The following is an 18,006-nucleotide window of genomic DNA, read 5'->3' as shown; positions in this document are numbered from 1 at the left end:
GCTCCGGTCACCAGGATGCTGCTCACCCAGACCGCTTTCGAGACGCGTCTGCTTTTGCGCAACGGTGAACAGCTGCTCCTGACCGCCGTGATCCCGGTCCTGCTGCTCGCGCTCCTGGTGGCGGTGCCGGTCTTCGACACGGCCGGGTACGAGCGCGTCGATTTCCTCGTACCGGGCATTCTCGCGCTGTCGGTTATGTCGACGGCGTTCACCTCGCTGGCGATCGCGACGGGTTACGAACGACGCTACGGCGTCCTCAAGCGCCTTGCCGTGTCGCCGCTTCCGCGCTGGGCGCTACTGCTGGCCAAAGCGCTGACCGTGTTCATCGTCCAGGTGTTCCAGGTGGTTCTGGTTGGTGGACTCGGGCTTGCCCTCGGCTGGCGGCCTGCTGGCTCGGCACTGGCCATGGTGGTGCTGTTCGTCGCCGGGACCCTGGCATTCGCCGGCCTCGGCCTGCTCATGGCCGGAACTCTGCGTGCCGAGGCAACGCTGGCGGCGGCGAACCTGGTGTACCTGCTGCTCCTGGTTCTGGGCGGCATCGTCATCCCGATCGAGCAGTTTCCCGATGCGGTTCAGCCGATCCTGACCGCCACTCCCGCGGGCGCCCTCGCCGAAGGGCTGCGGTCCGTGCTCGCCGACGGCGCAACACTTCCGTGGAGCAACGTCGCTGTCCTGGCCGGCTGGAGCGTCGCCGGCTTCGCCGCCGCTGCCCGCTGGTTCCGGTGGGAATGACCACACAGAGGTGTCTCATGCCGCGCGAAGCGCCCCACGTACGATGACATGGTGACGACGACGCAGCGTCGGCCGGCGGCGCCGCCTGCACGGCTTCGGGGCGTGCAGCGGCTGCCCTTGGCGTCCGAAGCCACCCTCCGCAAGCTCGCCTACGCCTCACTGGCCACCCAGGCCGGGATCATCGTGACCGGAGGCGCGGTCCGGCTCACCGATTCCGGTCTCGGCTGCCCCGAGTGGCCGAGATGTACCGCCCAGTCCTGGACGTCCACCCCCGAGATGGGCATTCACGGCGCGGTCGAGTTCGGCAACCGGCTGCTCACCTTCGTCCTCGGGTTCGTGGCCCTGGCCATGCTGCTGGCCGTCATCCGGACCTTCACTTCCGACCGCCCGCGTCGCGACCTGCTGTATCCCTCGATCTTCCTGTTCGGCGTCATCCCCGCTCAGGCGTTCATCGGCGGAATCACCGTGTGGACCAACCTGAATCCCTGGGTGGTGATGTTCCATTTCCTGGTGTCGGCCGTGCTGGTGGGTGTCGCCACCGTCCTGGTACGACGCGCCCAGCGTCCCGCGCTCGCGGTCCCGCGACGCATCGGCGTCCCGTGGCTGGAGCGCCTGGGTGTGGTCACGCTCGTCGCCACGGCGATCACGATCTATCTCGGTACTGTCGTCACCGGGAGCGGGCCGCACGCGGGCGATCCAGACGCCCCTCGCACCGGTTTCGACCTCGGGCTCGTCGCCGGATTCCATGCCCATGCCGCCGCTGTGATGCTCGGGCTGACCATCGGGTTGTATTTCGCGGCCCGGGTGGCCGGCTCGCCCGGGCGCACGGCACGCACCGCCGCTTTCCTGCTCGGCGCACTGCTGGCGCAGGGAATCGTCGGCGCGGTGCAGTACCGGTTGGAGCTACCGGAACTGCTGGTCGCCATCCACCTGGCCGGCGCGGCTGTGATGGTCTTCGCCGCGGTCGATGCCTGGTACGCGACACGCTGGCACCCGGTCCGGGTCACCGGCGGTGCCCGCTCGGAGGCGGTTCGCGCGGCATAACCGTTTGCCGGGTGAGCATCGGGGTACTCAGTTGTCGAACCCCGACCGGGACGGAGGCATCGAGATGAGCATCGGCCTCGGAGTGTTCTTGATCGCCGTAGGGCTGATCTTGTCCTTCGGCGTGCGTGACCGGCTAACCGACTTCGACTTGAGCGCGATCGGATGGATTCTCACCGGAGTCGGCGCCTTGGCCATCATTTTGTCCATGATCGTCGCCAGTATGCGTGGACGGCGAACCCGGGAGATCATCGACCGGCCGGACGACATCGACCGGCCGTAACGGCAGCCTGAACTCGGCCCACGGCGGCCGATCTTCCCGCCGAGCACACCGACCACGGCGCCCACGGTGACGTCGCTCACCAGGCGATCCTGACGCCCACCACTGGGCACCGCCTGCTCAGTGGCGTCCCCGGCTGCCTTCATTTCACGCGTCCTACGAGCTGTGAACCGGCTCGCCCGTTGTTGCGCGCATCCAACGCCAGCGCCCAGCCGGGCAACAATAGATGACAAACTATTGACACGTAGACGTGATACTGCATTGAATTGAGTCTGCCGAGGGCGGAGATCATCCGCCGTCGACGCCACTTGCGTCGAGCGAAAGGGAGAACTCACATGGGAGGCGCTACCAGGACGTGGGTGCCGCGCGCCCTCGCCGCCCCGCTAACACTCGGCCTCGTCTTGGCCGGCTGTGCGGCAGACGACACCAACGAACCAACCACCGATCAGCAAGCCGGGGCCGACGTCGACGCGGAACCCGGCGACGAGCCCGCCGACGATGCCCCTGATCAGCCAGAAGACTTCGGCCCCGAGGTCACGTTGACGTTCGGGCACCCGTTCCCGCCCACCGATCCGATTCAGACGACAGTGTGGGAGCCCTGGGTGGAAGAAGTCCGGGATGCCACCGGTGGAACCGTCAACATCGAGATCCACGCCGGTGGAGCGCTGGCCCCGGCGCCGCAGGTGTACGAGAACACTGCCGTCGGCGCGCAGGACCTGGGATGGACTATGCCCGGCTACACGCCTGGACGGTTCCCGATCTCCCAGATCATCGAGGCCCCGTTCATGTTCCCGGACGCGCAGGTGGCCACCGAGGCCGCGTGGGAACTGTGGGAGGAGTTTCCCGCCTTCCAGGAAGAGTTCAGCGACGTCCACGTGCTGTCGATGTGGGCCATGGACACCGGAGACCTGTTCACCCGGGACCAACCGGTGCAAACCCTTGAAGACCTCGCTGGCCTGACCATCCGGAGTCCAGCTCCGTTGCAGAGCCAGGCCCTGGAGGCCATGGGCGCCTCGGCGGTCAGCCAGCCCGGCCCGGAGATCCACGACGCGGTCGAACGAGGCGTGATCGACGGCTACAAGCTCGCCAACTCCGCCACCCGGGTGTTCGACCTGGGGCCCAGCACCGGCTACCGGACGGCATGCAACTGCTACACCGGTGCGTTCGTGTTCGTGATGAGCCAACTCGCGTGGGACTCCTTGTCGCCGGCACAACAAGAGGCGCTGGCCGAGCTTTCCGGTCCTGACCTGGGAATGCGCCTGGCCGAACGCCACCAGTCCGCCGCGGACGAGGTCGAGGCCGAGTACTGGCCGGAGCACGGTGTCGAGACCATCGAGTTGCCGGACGAGGAGTTCACTCGCTGGCGCGACGCGGTCGGCCCGGTCTTCGACCAATGGATCGACGAGCGGGAGGCCGAAGGGGTGCCCGGGCAGCAGATGGCTGACTTGCTCTTCGACCTTGCCGGGTTCTGAGCTGCCGGCGGCAGCGGAAGAGCGAGTCAACCGTGACTGAGCCGACACCTGGGTATCCGGGCGACGAGGAGCCGGCCGAGCCGGTCAGAGCAGTAACCGCCGAGCAGCTCCGCGAGCGGCACGGTGGTCCGCTGACCCGAGCGCTGGTCCGGGTGAATACGGTGCTTCACCTGGTCGCGGGCGTCGTGATGGTGGCCTTGCTGCTCTGGACCGTCGGCGACATCGTTGGCCGGGCCGTCTTCTCGCACCCGCTGCGCGGGACCATCGAGATGACCGAACTCGCCGTGGTTGTCCTGGTCTACCTGGGGCTCGCCCTGACCGAGGACCGGGACCGGCACATCACCGTCGACCTGCTCTATGTCCGTCTCGGCGCGACCGGACAGCTCGTGTTGCGGGTGTTCGCCGGGGTCGTCGCGTTCGTCGTCGTATCGGTGATGACGTGGCGGCTCTGGCAGTACGCGGAGCAGCTGGACGCTGGCGGTTTCACCACCGGCATCCTCCGGATCCCGCTCTATCCGGTCGCCCTGCTGGCGGTCCTGGGTAGCAGCGCGTTCGCGCTGGCGATCCTGTCGAAGACGATCCTCGCCGTCAAGGCGCTGGCGGAGAGGAACTGATATGGCATTCGAGCTGGTCGGCCTCCTCGGCATCGCCGTCATGCTGCTCCTGATCGCGTTGCGCGTTCCGGTCGCGATAGCCATGATCGTTGTCGCGGTATGCGGCTACAGCTTCATCGTCACCCCCGACGCGGCTTTGGCGCGCCTCGGCGCCGACGCGTTCCGCGGCGCGTCGATGTACAGCTTGTCGGTGATCCCGTTCTTCATCTTCATGGGGATGCTGCTCGCGAACGCGGGGCTGGGCCGCGACGCGTACTTGTCGCTGGACCGGTTCCTGTGGCGGGTCAAGGGCGGGCTCGCCGTCGCCACCATCGGGGCGTCGACCATGTTCGCCGCCGTCAGCGGCTCGAGTGTCGCCTCGGCCTCGACCATGTCACGGGTCGCGGTTCCGCAGATGCGACGGCACGGCTACGACGACGGGCTGTCCGCGGCCTCCGCTGCCGTCGGTGGCACCCTCGGGGCGCTGATCCCCCCGAGTGCGCTGTTGGTCCTCTATGGCGTGTTGACTCAGGAACCCATCGGCCAAGTGCTGATCGCCGGGTTTGTCCCCGGCGTGTTGACCGCGATGCTGCTCATGACCACGGCCTACCTGTTGGTGCGCCGCCGCCCAGGGCTGGCGCCCGCGAACACCGAGCGGCCGGGTGTCACCGTGATTGGGGCGATCCGCCGGGTCTGGCCGGTTCCCGTCATCTTCGCGATCAGTATGGGCGGGCTCTACTTCGGCTTCTTCACCCCGACCGAGTCAGGTGTGGCCGGCGCGTTTCTCGCGCTGATGTACGGGCTGCTCACCCGCCGGCTCAACCGGTCCGCCCTGGGCGCCAGCGTGAACGAGACGATCACCGTCACCGCGCAGATCTTCCTGCTGATGATCGCCGGCCAGATGTTCGGATTCTTCCTGGCCGTCACCCGCATCCCCATGTGGCTCGGCCAGACCGTCGGCGAGATCGATCTGACACCCTGGCTGATCGTCGGCATCATCTTCCTGATCTACCTCGCGCTCGGCGCCATCATGGACGAGATCGCGATTCTGGTGATCATGACTCCGATGATGTATCCGATCATCATCGACCTCGGCTACGACGGCGTGTGGTTCGGCGTGGTCACCATCATGATGCTGCTGACCGGCCTGCTCACCCCGCCGATCGGCCTGATCACCTTCGTCGTCTCCGGGCTGACCGGCATTTCGCTGGGCAAGGTCTTTCGTGGGCTGGTGCCCTTCTGGCTGACGTTGTGCGTGGCCATTGCCGTAGTGATTGCCTTTCCCGCCCTCGCCACCTGGCTTCCGAGCGCGATGCGGTGACCCATCCGTGTCGGCATACCACTCATCAAGGAGGACCTCTGTGCCAGAAATAGGACTCGCCGGCCGCGTCGTCATCGTCACCGGCGCTGGAGGCGCCCTGGGCCGCAGCTACGCGATGCTGCTGGCGCGGCGCGGCGCCAGCGTGGTTGTCAACGACGTCGGCACTGGTGACAACGGTCCCTCGGCGGACGTCGTCGCCGCCGAGATCACCGCTGCCGGTGGGAGGGCCGTCGCCAACCGGTCTTCGGTGGACAATCCGGCGGACGCAGCTGCCATCGTGGCCTCAGCGCTGGACGCATTCGGCCAGGTCGACGCCGTCGTCAACAACGCCGGCATCCTCCGGGACCGGTCATTCGCGAAGATGACCGAGCAGGAGGTCCGCGACGTACTCGAGGTACACGTGCTCGGGGCCTTCCACGTCACGATGGCGGCGTGGCCGCACCTGAAGGAGCAGGGATACGGCCGCGTCGTGAACACCACGTCGCCGGCCGGTCTCTACGGCAACTTCGGCCAGGCCAACTATGCGGCGGCCAAGATGGCGCTGGTCGGTCTGACTCGGACCCTGGCCATCGAAGGCCGTAAAGCCGGCATCGCGGTCAACGCCGTCGCACCGGTGGCGGCGTCGCCGATGACCGAGACCATCCTGCCGCCGGAAGCGCTGGCCAAGATCGACCCCGACCTCGTCGCGCCGGTGGTCGCGCTCTTGTGCTCGGCCGCCTGCCCCACCAGCGGCTCGATCCTCGCCGCCGGCGGAGGGCACGTCGCCCGGGTCGCAGTGACACAAGGGCCCGGGGTGCATTTCGGGGCCTCGATCAGCCCGGAAACCCTGGCGAAACGCTGGGACGACGTCGCCAGCTTGAACGGCGGACTCGAGTTCGACGGCGCCGCTGCTCACGGCGACTGGCTGCTGTCGCAGCTGTGAGCGCGGCCGATTTCAGGTAACGAAACACACGAGAGGAAGAACGATGAGCACACCACGGGTGGTCGACGGTGTCGACGGTCTCAAGGCACTGGTCGGCCAGCACCTCGGCCCTACTGACTGGCTGCCGGTGCCCCAGGAGCAGGTCGACCAATTCGCCGCGGCGACCGGAGACAACCAGTGGATCCACGTCGACGCCGAGCGCGCCGCCGGCGGCCCGTTCGGCGGCACCATCGCCCACGGCTTCCTCACGCTGGCCTCGATCCCGGTGGTGCTGACCGAACTACTGCAGGTCAAGGGCTTCTCGATGGGGGTGAACTACGGCCTCGACAAGGTACGGTTCCCGGCGCCGGTCCCGGTCGGCAGTAAGGTCCGCGCCAGTGTCGTCGTCGACGACGTCAGCGAGGTCAGCGGCGGGGTGCAGACCGCCTACACCATCACCTTCGAGGTGGAAGGCGGCACCAAGCCGGCCTGCGTGGCCCGCTTCCTCGAACGTTGGTTCATGTGAGCGCGCCCGATTCGGGCCGAGCAGGGACGTCGCCGGCACCATCCATCGATGTCTCCGGGCTCGTCGCCATCGATGTGCACGTCCACGCGGAGATCTCCGCGTGCGGGCACCCCTCGCTGCCGCCCGCACTGGAAGCTGGGAAGGCGGCCTACTTCAAAGCCGGTGCGCCGCAGGCCGCGATTGGGGACATCGCCGCGTACTACCGGGAACGGCGGATCGCGGCCGTGGTGTTCACCGTCGACGCTGAGTCGGCCACCGGACACCCGCCGATCAGCAATGAGGAGATAGCCGCCGACTGCGCCCAGCACGCGGACATCCTGCTCCCGTTCGCCAGTATCGACCCACATCGTGGACGGGCCGCCGCGCGCGATGCCCGGCGCCTGGTCGAGGACTACGGTGTGCGGGGGTTCAAGTTCCATCCGTCCCTGCAGGCGTTCTTCCCGAGCGATCGGCTGGCCTACCCCCTGTATGACGCCATCCAAGAACTGGGGGTCCCGGCCCTGTTCCACTCCGGCCAGACCGGCATCGGTGCCGGCCTGCGCGGCGGACGAGGAATCCGGCTGAAGTACTCCAACCCGATGGAACTCGACGATGTCGCCGTGGACTTCCCCGACCTGACGATCATCTGTGCACATCCATCGGTGCCGTGGCAGGATGAGGCCCTGTCGGTGGCGACCCACAAGCCGAACGTGTTCATCGACCTGTCTGGCTGGTCCCCGAAGTACTTTCCCCCGCAGCTCGTGCGCCAGGCGAACTCCTTGCTCAAGCACAAGGTGCTGTTCGGGTCGGACTATCCGGTGATCACCCCGGACCGATGGCTGGCAGACTTCGGCCAGCTCGATCTCAAACCCGAAGTACGACCACTCATTCTCAAGGACAATGCGGTCCGAGCACTCGGACTGGCGTTGAACTGACGTCGATCTGGCCGGGAAGACAACGCCGGCCGGAGGGAGTGCCAATGGTGGAGAACTGGGGTCTCGGATCCTGGCCGCGGCGCCGGGCGCGGATCGCGCCGGGCGATCCGGCCATCGTGTACGAAGGCCAGACGTGGACCTACGGGCAGCTCGACGAGCGAGTGAACCGGCTGGCCAACGCGTTGATCGGCCTGGGGGTCGGAGCACGAGACCGGGTTGGATTCCTCGGTCCGAACCACCCGGCGTTTGTGGAGACCATGTTCGCCACCTGCGCTGCCGGCGGCGTCTTCGTGCCGTTGAACGTGCGGCTGGCCGCGGCCGAACTGGCGGAGGTGGTCGGCGAAGCCGAGGTTGCCGTGCTGGTCGTCACCCCCGGCTTGGCTCCGCTCGCGGCCGACCTCGTCGAGCGCGCGCCGGTGCGGCACGTCGTTGTGGCCGGCAGCGAACCGGTTGGTGATTACGCTCCGCTCGAAAGGCTGGTGGCCGGCGGCTCGGCACATCCCCCGCACGTGCCCATCGGGTTCGACGACATCGCAATGATCATGTATACGTCGGGGACAACCGGGCAACTCAAGGGTGTGACGTTGAGCCATGCGAACCTGGCGTGGAACGTCTATAACGTCATGATCGACGTCGACATCGCACGTGACGAGGTCTCACTCATCAACGCTCCGATGTTTCACACCGCGGCGTTGAACCAGACCTTCCTGCCGACCTTCATCAAAGGCGGCACGGCTGTGCTCATGTCGGCTTTCGATCCACAGCAGACTTTGAAGCTGATCGCCGAATACCGGGTGACGTGGATGTTCGGCGTTCCGACGATGTTCCAGGCGTTGACCCAAGCGCCCGGCTGGGAGAGCGCGGACCTCTCCTCGATCCGAGCGCTCACCGCCGGTGGCGCTCCCGTCCCAGACACGCTGATCCGCACGTATCAAGCCCGCGGGCTGACATTCATGCAGGGTTACGGCATGACCGAGGCCTCCCCCGGGGTGCTTTTCCTGCAGGCACGGGAGAGCCAGCGCAAGGCCGGCACGGCAGGGACCCCTTGTTTCTTCACCGATGCCGAGGTGGTCGACCACACCGGAAAGCCGGTGCCACCCGGTGAACGTGGCGAAATACGCTGCCGCGGGCCACACGTCATGCAGGGTTACTGGAACAAACCTGACTTGACTCGTTCGGTCCTCGGCGAGGACGGCTGGCTGCGCTCCGGGGACGTCGCCATCCAGGATGAGGACGGCTTCTTCACCATCGTCGACCGGGTCAAAGACATGTTTATCTCAGGCGGAGAGAACGTGTACCCGGCTGAGATCGAGAACGCGCTGTCGGGACATCCGGCCGTCGCCGACTGCGCCGTCATCGGCGTACCTGACCAGCGGTGGGGCGAGGTCGGCCAGGTGTTCGTCGTCCTGCTGCCGGGCCGGTCGCTGACGTTCGACGATATGGTCCAGTACCTGCAGGACCGGCTGGCCCGGTACAAGATCCCGAAGTCGCTCACACTCGTCGACGGACTGCCGCGAAGCGCCGCCGGAAAACTCCTGAAGAAGCAGCTCAAGAACCCGCGCGTGTGAGCCTGTCGAGGCTGTGTGCGCTCGTCGAAGCACGTGTGTTCCGACGTTCCGCGATGGTCACCTACCGGTGTCGGTCAGAAAGGCGGATCATCTGGCTGCCGCGTCGTGGCCCGCCGCGACGGATGTCGGTCACCGCCTGTGGGGGTGTTCGATCTAGGCGCGTCTGGTGCGATTCGGGGGATGGTGACGATGCAGGCGTGTCCGGTGGGGCTGGTCCAGCGTTGGCGGCCGTCGCCGAGATGCTCGACTATCCACCCGGCGCGGTGTTTTTGCACGTGACAGGGTTTGCATAGGGCGGAGCAGTTGCAGGCTGAGGTGGGGCCATAGGGCCACGGGCGGCGGTGGTCGATTTCGCAGCGTTGGGCTGGTTGGTGGCAGCCGGGCATGAGGCATTCGCGGTCGCGCAGCAGGACGAAGTCGACGAGTTCTTGTGGTGGGGTGTAGCGGGTGGTGCCGTAGTCGAGGGCGTGTCCGCCGGCGGGTGCGGTGCCGACCCACGTCCAGAATCCAGCCGCGGCGAGTGTGCGGGCGGCGTCGGCGTCGATGGGGCCGTAGCCGTCCAGGTGGGCGGGGTGTTCATCGAGGCCCAGCAATGTGGACATGGGCACGGTAACGTTCACGGTGACTGCCCGGCCATGTGCCTGGGACAGCCGGGTGCCGGCTGGTGCGCCACAACTGGCGCATTCGCGGCCGCCTAGGTGCCCGGTGCTCAGCGACATCCACCCGAACGACGCCAGCGCATCCGCGCGCCGCTGCCCCCGGGTACGCGGATCACGTGTCGGCGGCCGCCGCCCGGCGTCGCCCGATCCGGCAGCACCCGGCGTCGCGTCTCCCGACCCAGCATCACCCGGCGTCGCGTCGCTCGGGGTGGCGTCTCCCGGCCCAGCGTCGCCCGGGCTGCTGGCTGCCGAAGTGGCGGCTCCGGCGTCGCTGGTGGCTCGGGTGTCGGCGGCGGCGTTGAGGGCGGCCATGACTGCGGTGGCTTCTTCTGCGGGGAGGTAGGCGATGAGCCAGGACATGCCGTCTTCGCCGGGTTGCAGCCACACGTCACGGCGATCACGAGCCTCACGGCGGCGGCGCTTCGACCCGGCGGCGTCGAGTTCATGCAGCATCTCGTTGACCACGCGGGACAGCTTCACCTCGGTCCAGTCGTGCACGAACGGCAACACGGCCTTCTCAATCAGCGCGGCCACCTCGGCATCACACTTGTCCAACGCGCGGGTCAGGATCCGCGCCTTGGACACATCCAAGCAGCCCTCAGCCAACGCCTGATGGACCTTCGGGTAGGTCTGCACCAGGGTGACGGCGTGGTCGACGAGTTTCTCCGCTTGTGGTTTCGTCCACGGCCGCACAGCGCACAACGCCGACGCCGTGACCGGCACCGGATGCAGCGCGGCGAACTGCCCGCCCCCATCATCGGGGCGTAGCTCCGGGCGACGGGTCAACTCGGTGGCGGCTTCGGCCTGCTTGGCCGCGCACCAAGCGATCAACCGTTCCCACGCGGCCACCGCGTCGGCGAGCTCATGAACCCCCGCCGCCGAGGTCTCAACCGAGTCCAGCACGGCCGCCAGCGGCACACCCGGGAGCATCTGCGCGATCGGCGACTGCTCCACACCGGGCACATCCCGCAAAGCCGCACCACTGGGCGGCACGTCACCCGCAGCCCCACCACTGGGCGGTGTGTCCCCTGCAGTCACACCATGAGGCGGGACCTCCCCCGCAGCCCCACTGCTGGGCGCTGGTGAATGCGGTATAGCGGCGAACGACGCTTCGATGGTGGCATCCACCTCGGGCGGGTGCCATCCCCACAGATCACCCCAGGCCGGGTCCGGCGCATCGGAAAACGGCCCAGGTGTGGGCTCGTATCCGGCCAGCTCGGCCTCGATCAGCCGTGCCCATTCCGCGTCGACATCACCCACACCAGCGCCTTCTCCGGGCACGTCCTGCCCCGAAGCGGTGGGGGTGCTGCTCCTCGCGTCCATCCTTTAAGGTTAATCGAACACGCGTTCCCACTCAACTGGTTTACCAGAATTGACGTTGAGACTCCGTGGACCTTCCAGTCCCCGGCCACCGACCTGCTTTGATCTCAGTGGGCTAAGACGGACCCGGCCGGTGGCCACCTTCGGCCGTGCCGGTGGCCACCTTCGGCCCATGCTGCCGCCTTCGGTCCGCAGGGGCGACGTCGACGACCACCTCAGCTCCCGCATCGGCACCGGCGCCGAAATTACGTCGCCGGACTCCCCAAGCATCTATAAAGTCGTCGGCGTGGCTACCGAGATACGCGCGTTCAAAAGGTCCGAGGCCATTGACTACCTCAAGGTGTTGCCCTACGCGAACGGTTTGCCGCATTGGGAACCCGCGCCCGCGGCCTGGTACGGCGGCTCTGCCGCGTGGCCGCCGCGGCAGCCGATGACTCAAGACCAACTGGAGGCTGCCGCCGAGAAGCTCATGGCGAGCGAGAGGTTTCACCCGCAGGCCGCCTTTGTCGACGGCCGGCTGGTGGGCGCCTCCGCCATGTTGTCGTTCGAAATCACTGTGCCCGGGCTCAATCAGCTACCGATGGGCGGTGTGACGGCCACCGGCGTGGTCGCTACCCACCGTCGCCGCGGACTGTTACGGGGCATGATCCAGGCGATGTTCGACGAAGCCCTCGATCGTGGGGAGCCCGTCGCCGCCCTCAGCGCGAGTGAAGGCAGCATCTACGGGCGCTTTGGCTTCTCTCCGGCTACCGTGCGCACTCGCTGGGAGATCGAGCGGCCCGAGGCCACGCTACGAGAAGCCGAACAGCCCCCTGGCTCCCTCGAGCTCGTCGACGCAGCAATGGCTCGCGAGGCATGGCCGGCGGTCCATGACATCGCCCGCAAGGACCGGGTTGGCGAGTTGTCAGCACGGGCAGGTCAATGGGCCGGTCTTTCCGACGAAGCCGACGGTACTGACGACGGTCCGCTGCGATACCTCATCCACCGGACCCCGGAGGGCGACATCGACGGTATCGCCAACTTCCGGTTGCCATGGTCACCACGGCTCGAGGACACCGGCACGCTGATCGTCGAGGCGCTGCAGGCCACCAACAACAACGCCTATCGTGCCCTGTGGCAGTTACTGCTCGACTTCGATCTGACCAAGCGGATCGTCGCTGCCCCACGACCAGCTGATGAACCCCTGCGCTGGATGCTCCACAATCCGCGCGCGCTGCGCGTCACGAGGCAATCCGACAACCTGTGGGTCCGGCTGCTCGAGGTGCCGACAGCACTCGAGTCCCGCTCCTACGACGTCGCCGGCGGCATCACGCTGACCATCGACGACGACGCCATGTGTCCGGCCAACACCGGCACCTGGCGGCTCGACGCCGGCCCGGACGGAGCCACGTGCGCACGAACGAACGCGCAGCCGGATCTCACCCTGGACATCCAGGCCCTCAGTTCCCTCTACCTCGGCGGGGTCTCGGCTGCGCTGCTCGCCTCAGCGGACCGCATCCGCCCGCACCGCCCCGAAGCCGTGACGACCCTTTCCCGGCTGTTCCGCGTTGACCCGGAACCATTCAACTCGTTCGCCTTCTAACGAGGCTTCGCCTGGGAACGCCTAGCTGATAGCCCACCCGGGATAAACGTTCCCCCAAGTCCGGTGATCGTCAGTGCGTTGTGGTCGCTATCCCGCGACCACGGCGTACTGATGATCACCCCACAGTGACCACAACGCACTGACGATCACCGGACTTGGGGGAAGTGGATGCATCGCAAGGTGCCGGAGGAGGCCGATGTGGCTGCTCCACACAAGGCAGCTCAAGCCTCGCGTGTGAGTTCGTCGAATCGGGCGCGTGCCGGGCGCTCCAGGGCCCGGTAGGTAGTGAGAAACAGATCGCGAGCCCGCGCCCGGGGGAAACCGGCTGGGAGGAAAACATCAGGAAGATCGGGGTCGTCGCGGACCAGCCGCCGCCACTCGTCCACCAGCTCTCCCCGGCCGACCAGGGCCTCCGTTGGCGTCACCGCCCGCGCGGCCACGAGCTCGGCCAATGGTTCGAAGCGATTGAGGTAGTCGCGGTAGGCATCGGCAAGATGACCGAGCTGCCAAGCGTCTTCGAGGCGAGCCCGCCCCTGGGCCAGCAACCGGACGTCCGTGGTCCGCAGGACGACGGCATCGGTGATATTCAACTCGGCCAGCTGCTCACAGGCCGCGTCGAGCCGATCGTGCGGGGTAACCCAGGTGGCGTCGTAGATGGGCCAGAACGTCAGCCAGCGAAGACGTGCACGTAACAGGCGGCGAAGGTCGCCGGCCTCAAGCGGCAGCGAAAAGGCGATCAGGGTCCAGGTCCCGTCCCATTCCGCCCCGTTGCCACTCGCGAAGATGCGATGCGCGCCCCTCTCCAGCTGCCTCAGCGTGGACTCAGTGGGTGCGTAGCTGGTCCGCCGCCCGTCCTTGGTGCGTGCCAGCGCTCCCCGCTGGGTCATCCGGCTCAACGCCGCACGCGCGTTGGCCGGAGCGATGCCGAACTCCTCGAGAACACGCACCAGTCCAGCCGACGGGATGGGACCACGCGCGCGGTCCCAGTAGTCGCCGAACAAAGTGACCAGCAACCGCTGAGACCGGGCGCGCGCCAGCGGTTTGGACATGTGCTCCGCGGTGCCGGTGCTCGGCTGCGCCACCGGCACCGGCGCCGCAGTCGAGGTCTTCGGCATACATCACGCTCCCACAGATATTCTTACCGTCCTCGGCGCCTGATCATCGTCGCGAGCCCTAGCAGAAGCATGACAGATCGAACACGGCATCTTCGACAAGGTTCATGTGATCAGAACCGGGTCCACGTACCGCTCAACTCAACCTGTCCAGCACCAGGAAGCGACCAGTCACAAACTCCGTCCGGGAAGACCGCGTTCAGCCGCTGCCACTCGCTGCCGGTGAACACCGCGCCGTAGCCGGACCGATCCAGCGGCTCAAGCTGGCAGGCCAGCACATCGGCGGCCAGCGGGCCACCGGCTGCCGCGCGTGGCGTGGCGTGGAACGGGAACAGCTGATTGCACCGCGCCGACGGATCGAGGGTCAACTCCTCGTCGATCCGTTGGCCGTCCTCGTCGACACAGCCGTCAGTGAGATCCCCCGGCTTGGCCCGACGGGTCAGTTCGACCGGATCGAGGTCTGGCTCCTGGGCAGCCAGCTCCATGCGGGTCGTCAGCCAGTCGTCCATGGCGGCCAGTGCCTCTTCTCGATCCCGGGTGTCCAGCGGCCCCTCCGGGCTAGTCCAGCTGACATGGTTGTCGGCATGTCCGTTGGCCGACAACAGGCGCTCCCGCATCGACCACGACCGGATCCGGTCGTGGAAATCCGCCCGAAGGTCCGCATATCCGCGGGTCTCGATGATGGGAGTCCACCGCAGGCCGCCATCGAACTGATTGATCCGGCCGGTGGCGTAGGCCACCTCCAACGCCTCCGGATCTGCGGCCGACCGCTGGGTGATCCGTTGACCGTCACGGTCGACCCCGCCGATCCGCTCGTTGAGGTCGACGAACTGCTCGGCGCTGATCATCCCCGCCTCCAGAGCCTCCAGACCATACTGGACACCTACGGTGTCCGGGACGATCGGCCGCCCGAAACCTGTCCCCGGATCGGTTCCGTAGACGGTCGAGACGAAGTCCGCGATGGCGCACCTGATCCCGTCCGGATTGGTCACCGGGTGGTACCGGTCGGCAGGTGGGATGTGGCCAGGACAGTCTGCCGGATAGTCCACCCCGGGGAAGAACATGTATCCGGCACACGTGCTGGTCCCGAATTCACCGGATAGTGAGAAGCGGGCGAAGCCGGTCACCGCTTTTCCTTGCTCGGCAGTCCAGTCGAGTTCGCTGGATGAGATTGCCTCCGTCACAAAACGGCACTCATGGCCACTGATGGTGGTGGAACGCTCGTCGGGATAACCGATGTGCCCGATGACCCCGTCCAGGATCCCGGGGTAGGCGTTGGAAATCAGCAGTTGTTGCATCGTGCCGGCAGACGAACCCCATCCCATCGTGAAGTCCGGGACGCCGTAGGTTTCGGTGAACCGCTCCTTGACCATCATGGCTGTCTCCGCCGACGTCACGTCGTTGCAGTTCTGCTGGTAGACGTTGAACGTCGAACTGGCTGTGGCATATCCGGCGCCGAGCAGGGTGTCGTCGAGGACACCTCCGGTCTCCGTCGCCTGGGTGTGCCCGATTCCGCAGCCTCCGCCGAAGGTGTAGACGAGCCGGCCGTTCCATCCGGGTGTTGACGTCCACGGGTCCGGCACGGGTGTTCCTGGCTCGTGCAAGATCGCGGTCTCGTACACGGATCGGTTGATGGTCCCCTGCTCGACCCGCACGACGTAAGGCACGGTCTCACCAGTGCTGGTGACGGTTGTTGCCACGTCCTCCGGCATCTCGTCGTCGGGCAGAGCGGCCCATGACCCCGCCGTCGTCCGGTATTGGTAAGTGACCACCGGCGCCTCGACATGGCAATGCTCGTCCACCAGGCCGAGATTCCACGGCGACGCATCCGCGGTGCAGTACAGCGGGATGTGCGGCCCGGAGAACACCGGACCGTGCAGTGGATGGTTGACCAGCGTCAGCGACTCGGCCGGCCGGGATTTCCCCCGCCCGTTAGCCCGGACCTCCAGCGTGTTCGCGCCCTCCGTGAGCCCGTCGACATGGCCGAGCAGCACCCGCTCGCTCCCGTACGGCTGGAAGGCATCGCGCACATCACGGCCGTTGAGCGTGATCCGGACCTGGTGGGCCGGGACCGACCGCGGCACATCGATCCGGACCAGGGCACTTCCCCCGGTGACCAAGTCGGCAGGGCCTGACACGGTATCCACCTGGAAGCTACGCAACATGTGGTTGTCCGGCGGCGACGCCACGCTGTTCGGCGCGCCACCCGCGCCGGCCAGCGATCCTGGAATGGCAAGCGTTCCGGCGACGGCGAACGCCAACCCAGCGTGTAGCCCGTGCCGCAACACCCGCGCATGTGCCCGATGAGATCGCATCCCGTTCACCTCTCCTGCCGCCGACAGACCATGGCAAACCGATCTTCGGAAACGTAATGCATTTCTCGAACACATGTCAATGACATTGCAATATATTTGCCGCAACGGGTACGTGAGCAGCCAAGATGGCCAGAGTCATCTGCCGGCCAGAGACATCGACCGACCTTGTACCTAGAGAAGCAGTCCCTTGTGGACCCGGTTCACGGCCTCGGCGCCGGCCAATTCACGACGGTCCGCCGGATTCTCCAGGTAATACCGGAGCGTGTGGTAGGCGACCAGCGGGCTCATGATCATGCGGTTGTCGGCGACGGCGACCACGCTCTTGCCTTTCAGCCTGCGGGCCAGCCGCGCCGCGGCCTCGTGTCCGGCCGAGGCCAGCACCGCGTGCGGGTCGCGGGCATCGATGCTCAGCCAGTTGTGCCATGGCATCGGAAACAGGACACGGAAGCCGTATCTGATCATGTACAGGCGGAAGCCCGCGACGTCGTTCCAGGACATCGCCAGCCGGTCGACACTGCCGTCGAAGATCAAGCGGCTCGGCGAGAGCAGCAGACCAGCGACGGCTTCTTTGCGGCTCCTGAGTCCGGCGAGCCCACCAAGGCCGAAGACGGTCCCGGCACCGCCGATGACCAGCACGCCCACGATCCCGGTCCACGTCTGAGTCGCCACGGAGACGACGCCGATCAAGACGGCCGTGGCGAGCAAACCAACGCCGGCTACGGTGAAGACAATGCCTTGCCAGCGCGGCACCGAGCGCATCGGCAGCAGCAGCGCCGGCTCCCGCGCCCCCTCGAACTCCACCTCCACCGTCCGGACACCCGTGGCGGCCTTGGCCTGGTAATCCCGATCCCGGCGCGGTGTCCAGCGCCAGCCGTCGGGCCAGGGCAGCGTCGAGAGATCGCCATGGGTGTTCTGCTCGCTCACGCCGCACATCGTGCCACACCCCACACGCGCCGACCGTGTGCTCGGCTCGGGGCCGTGCACACGGTCGGCGCAGGGGTGGCCTGGCGACTGAGGACTACTCGACGCGGGTGGCGGTTGAGGTGTACCCACCACCCGGCCATACCCACCCGCCGGTCAGCGTGTTGCCGTCCGCGCTGAACTCACCCTTGAAATACGCCGCCGAGCCCTTCTCCCCGCCCCAGATGGTGAGCGTGTCACCGTCGAGCTCGTATACGTAGTCCAGGGTGTCACCGGTATTGCTGTAGAACCTCGACGTGATCTCCGTGCTGGGTTGCTCCGCCCCGAACGGCTTCTCCCGGCCGATGATCTCGCTTCCCATGACATGCATGCCGAACTGTTCGAGGTCGACATCCTGCTTCAGGAAGAACCCGCCAGGGAGCCAGCCGAAACTGATGGTCCCCTCCGCCTCACCCGAGACCTTCCACGTCCCCACCAGACGGTCGAGAGCTCGCACGTCCGCGTCGGGGGTCGGCTGCTGGTTGTCAGCGTCTGCGTTCATCTCTTGTGTTCCTTTCCGGTCGTTGTACCCGTATGACGCCGGCCGCGCCGGAAAGGAATCGGTCGCGCCGGACCCGCGTCGGCGCGTGACAGCGACGACGACGGCCGCCGTGCCTCCAACGTTGCGCAACCGGCTCGCCGACGCGTCGTCGAGCCAGAGAACGCCGCCACGACGGAAGCCGCACACCTGCCCGTTGCCTGTTTCAAGC

At 67.0% G+C, this 18,006-nt stretch carries 16 protein-coding genes; 11 read left to right on the top strand and 5 right to left on the bottom strand.

The window, feature by feature from the left end; all coding sequences use genetic code 11:
* Positions 1–15: 15 nt before the first annotated feature.
* The 10 genes from F7O44_RS00695 to F7O44_RS00650 all read left to right on the top strand — a co-directional run bounded on the left by F7O44_RS00695 (position 16) and on the right by F7O44_RS00650 (position 9,348).
* The gene (locus F7O44_RS00695) at positions 16–732 is read left to right on the top strand and encodes an ABC transporter permease (protein ID WP_162449242.1); all 717 of its coding nucleotides are present in this window, start codon (positions 16–18) and stop codon (positions 730–732) included.
* A 51-nt stretch (positions 733–783) separates the two neighbouring features.
* The gene (locus F7O44_RS00690; protein ID WP_162448282.1) at positions 784–1,776 is read left to right on the top strand and encodes a COX15/CtaA family protein; all 993 of its coding nucleotides are present in this window, start codon (positions 784–786) and stop codon (positions 1,774–1,776) included.
* Between the two features lie 31 nt (positions 1,777–1,807).
* Positions 1,808–2,056 (top strand): DUF6458 family protein, encoded by a 249-nt coding sequence (locus tag F7O44_RS00685; protein ID WP_222850925.1) that lies wholly within the window; start codon positions 1,808–1,810, stop codon positions 2,054–2,056.
* A gap of 332 nt (positions 2,057–2,388) precedes the next feature.
* Entirely contained in the window at positions 2,389–3,525 is a 1,137-nt protein-coding gene (locus F7O44_RS00680; RefSeq protein WP_162448280.1) for a TRAP transporter substrate-binding protein, read from the top strand.
* Between the two features lie 32 nt (positions 3,526–3,557).
* Positions 3,558–4,139, top strand: a complete 582-nt coding sequence (locus F7O44_RS00675) for a TRAP transporter small permease subunit (RefSeq protein ID WP_162448279.1) — start codon at positions 3,558–3,560, stop codon at positions 4,137–4,139.
* Between the two features lies 1 nt (position 4,140).
* A complete protein-coding gene (locus tag F7O44_RS00670; RefSeq protein WP_162448278.1) occupies positions 4,141–5,439 on the top strand; it encodes a TRAP transporter large permease in 1,299 nt (432 codons plus the stop codon).
* 40 nt (positions 5,440–5,479) lie between these two features.
* On the top strand, positions 5,480–6,361 hold the full coding sequence (locus tag F7O44_RS00665) for an SDR family NAD(P)-dependent oxidoreductase (RefSeq protein WP_162448277.1): 882 nt from the start codon (positions 5,480–5,482) through the stop codon (positions 6,359–6,361).
* Positions 6,362–6,404: 43 nt separating this feature from the next.
* Positions 6,405–6,866: a MaoC family dehydratase gene (locus tag F7O44_RS00660; protein ID WP_162448276.1), complete on the top strand. Its 462-nt coding sequence runs from the start codon at positions 6,405–6,407 to the stop codon at positions 6,864–6,866.
* Positions 6,863–7,780, top strand: coding sequence for an amidohydrolase family protein (locus tag F7O44_RS00655; protein ID WP_425501314.1), 918 nt, complete (start codon positions 6,863–6,865; stop codon positions 7,778–7,780). Before F7O44_RS00660 ends, F7O44_RS00655 begins: the two co-directional genes overlap by 4 nt.
* 44 nt (positions 7,781–7,824) lie before the next feature.
* Positions 7,825–9,348, top strand: coding sequence for an acyl-CoA synthetase (locus F7O44_RS00650; RefSeq protein WP_187360992.1), 1,524 nt, complete (start codon positions 7,825–7,827; stop codon positions 9,346–9,348).
* A gap of 74 nt (positions 9,349–9,422) precedes the next feature.
* Here F7O44_RS00650 and F7O44_RS00645 read toward each other — a convergent pair whose 3' ends face one another.
* A complete protein-coding gene (locus F7O44_RS00645) occupies positions 9,423–11,330 on the bottom strand; it encodes an HNH endonuclease signature motif containing protein (RefSeq protein ID WP_162448275.1) in 1,908 nt (635 codons plus the stop codon).
* Positions 11,331–11,499: 169 nt separating this feature from the next.
* On the opposite strand from F7O44_RS00645, the gene F7O44_RS00640 reads away from it, so the two are divergent.
* A complete protein-coding gene (locus F7O44_RS00640) occupies positions 11,500–12,909 on the top strand; it encodes a GNAT family N-acetyltransferase (RefSeq protein ID WP_162448274.1) in 1,410 nt (469 codons plus the stop codon).
* Between the two features lie 221 nt (positions 12,910–13,130).
* Here the strand turns inward: F7O44_RS00640 and F7O44_RS00635 are convergent, their stop codons facing one another.
* The 4 genes from F7O44_RS00635 to F7O44_RS31445 form a co-directional block, all read right to left on the bottom strand.
* Positions 13,131–14,024, bottom strand: coding sequence for a PaaX family transcriptional regulator (locus F7O44_RS00635; protein WP_162448273.1), 894 nt, complete (start codon positions 14,022–14,024; stop codon positions 13,131–13,133).
* Between the two features lie 110 nt (positions 14,025–14,134).
* Positions 14,135–16,336 (bottom strand): DUF6351 family protein, encoded by a 2,202-nt coding sequence (locus F7O44_RS00630; protein ID WP_162448272.1) that lies wholly within the window; start codon positions 16,334–16,336, stop codon positions 14,135–14,137.
* 171 nt (positions 16,337–16,507) lie between these two features.
* Positions 16,508–17,260: a hypothetical protein gene (locus tag F7O44_RS00625; protein ID WP_162448271.1), complete on the bottom strand. Its 753-nt coding sequence runs from the start codon at positions 17,258–17,260 to the stop codon at positions 16,508–16,510.
* A gap of 94 nt (positions 17,261–17,354) precedes the next feature.
* Positions 17,355–17,798: a hypothetical protein gene (locus F7O44_RS31445; protein ID WP_162449239.1), complete on the bottom strand. Its 444-nt coding sequence runs from the start codon at positions 17,796–17,798 to the stop codon at positions 17,355–17,357.
* Between the last annotated feature and the right edge of the window lie 208 nt (positions 17,799–18,006).

Origin of the sequence: Phytoactinopolyspora mesophila, from assembly GCF_010122465.1 — a bacterium.
GTDB classification, from domain to species: Bacteria; Actinomycetota; Actinomycetes; order Jiangellales; family Jiangellaceae; genus Phytoactinopolyspora; species Phytoactinopolyspora mesophila.
The sequence above is the reverse complement of the archived record's forward strand: the minus strand, read 5'-3'. Positions and strand labels throughout refer to the sequence as shown.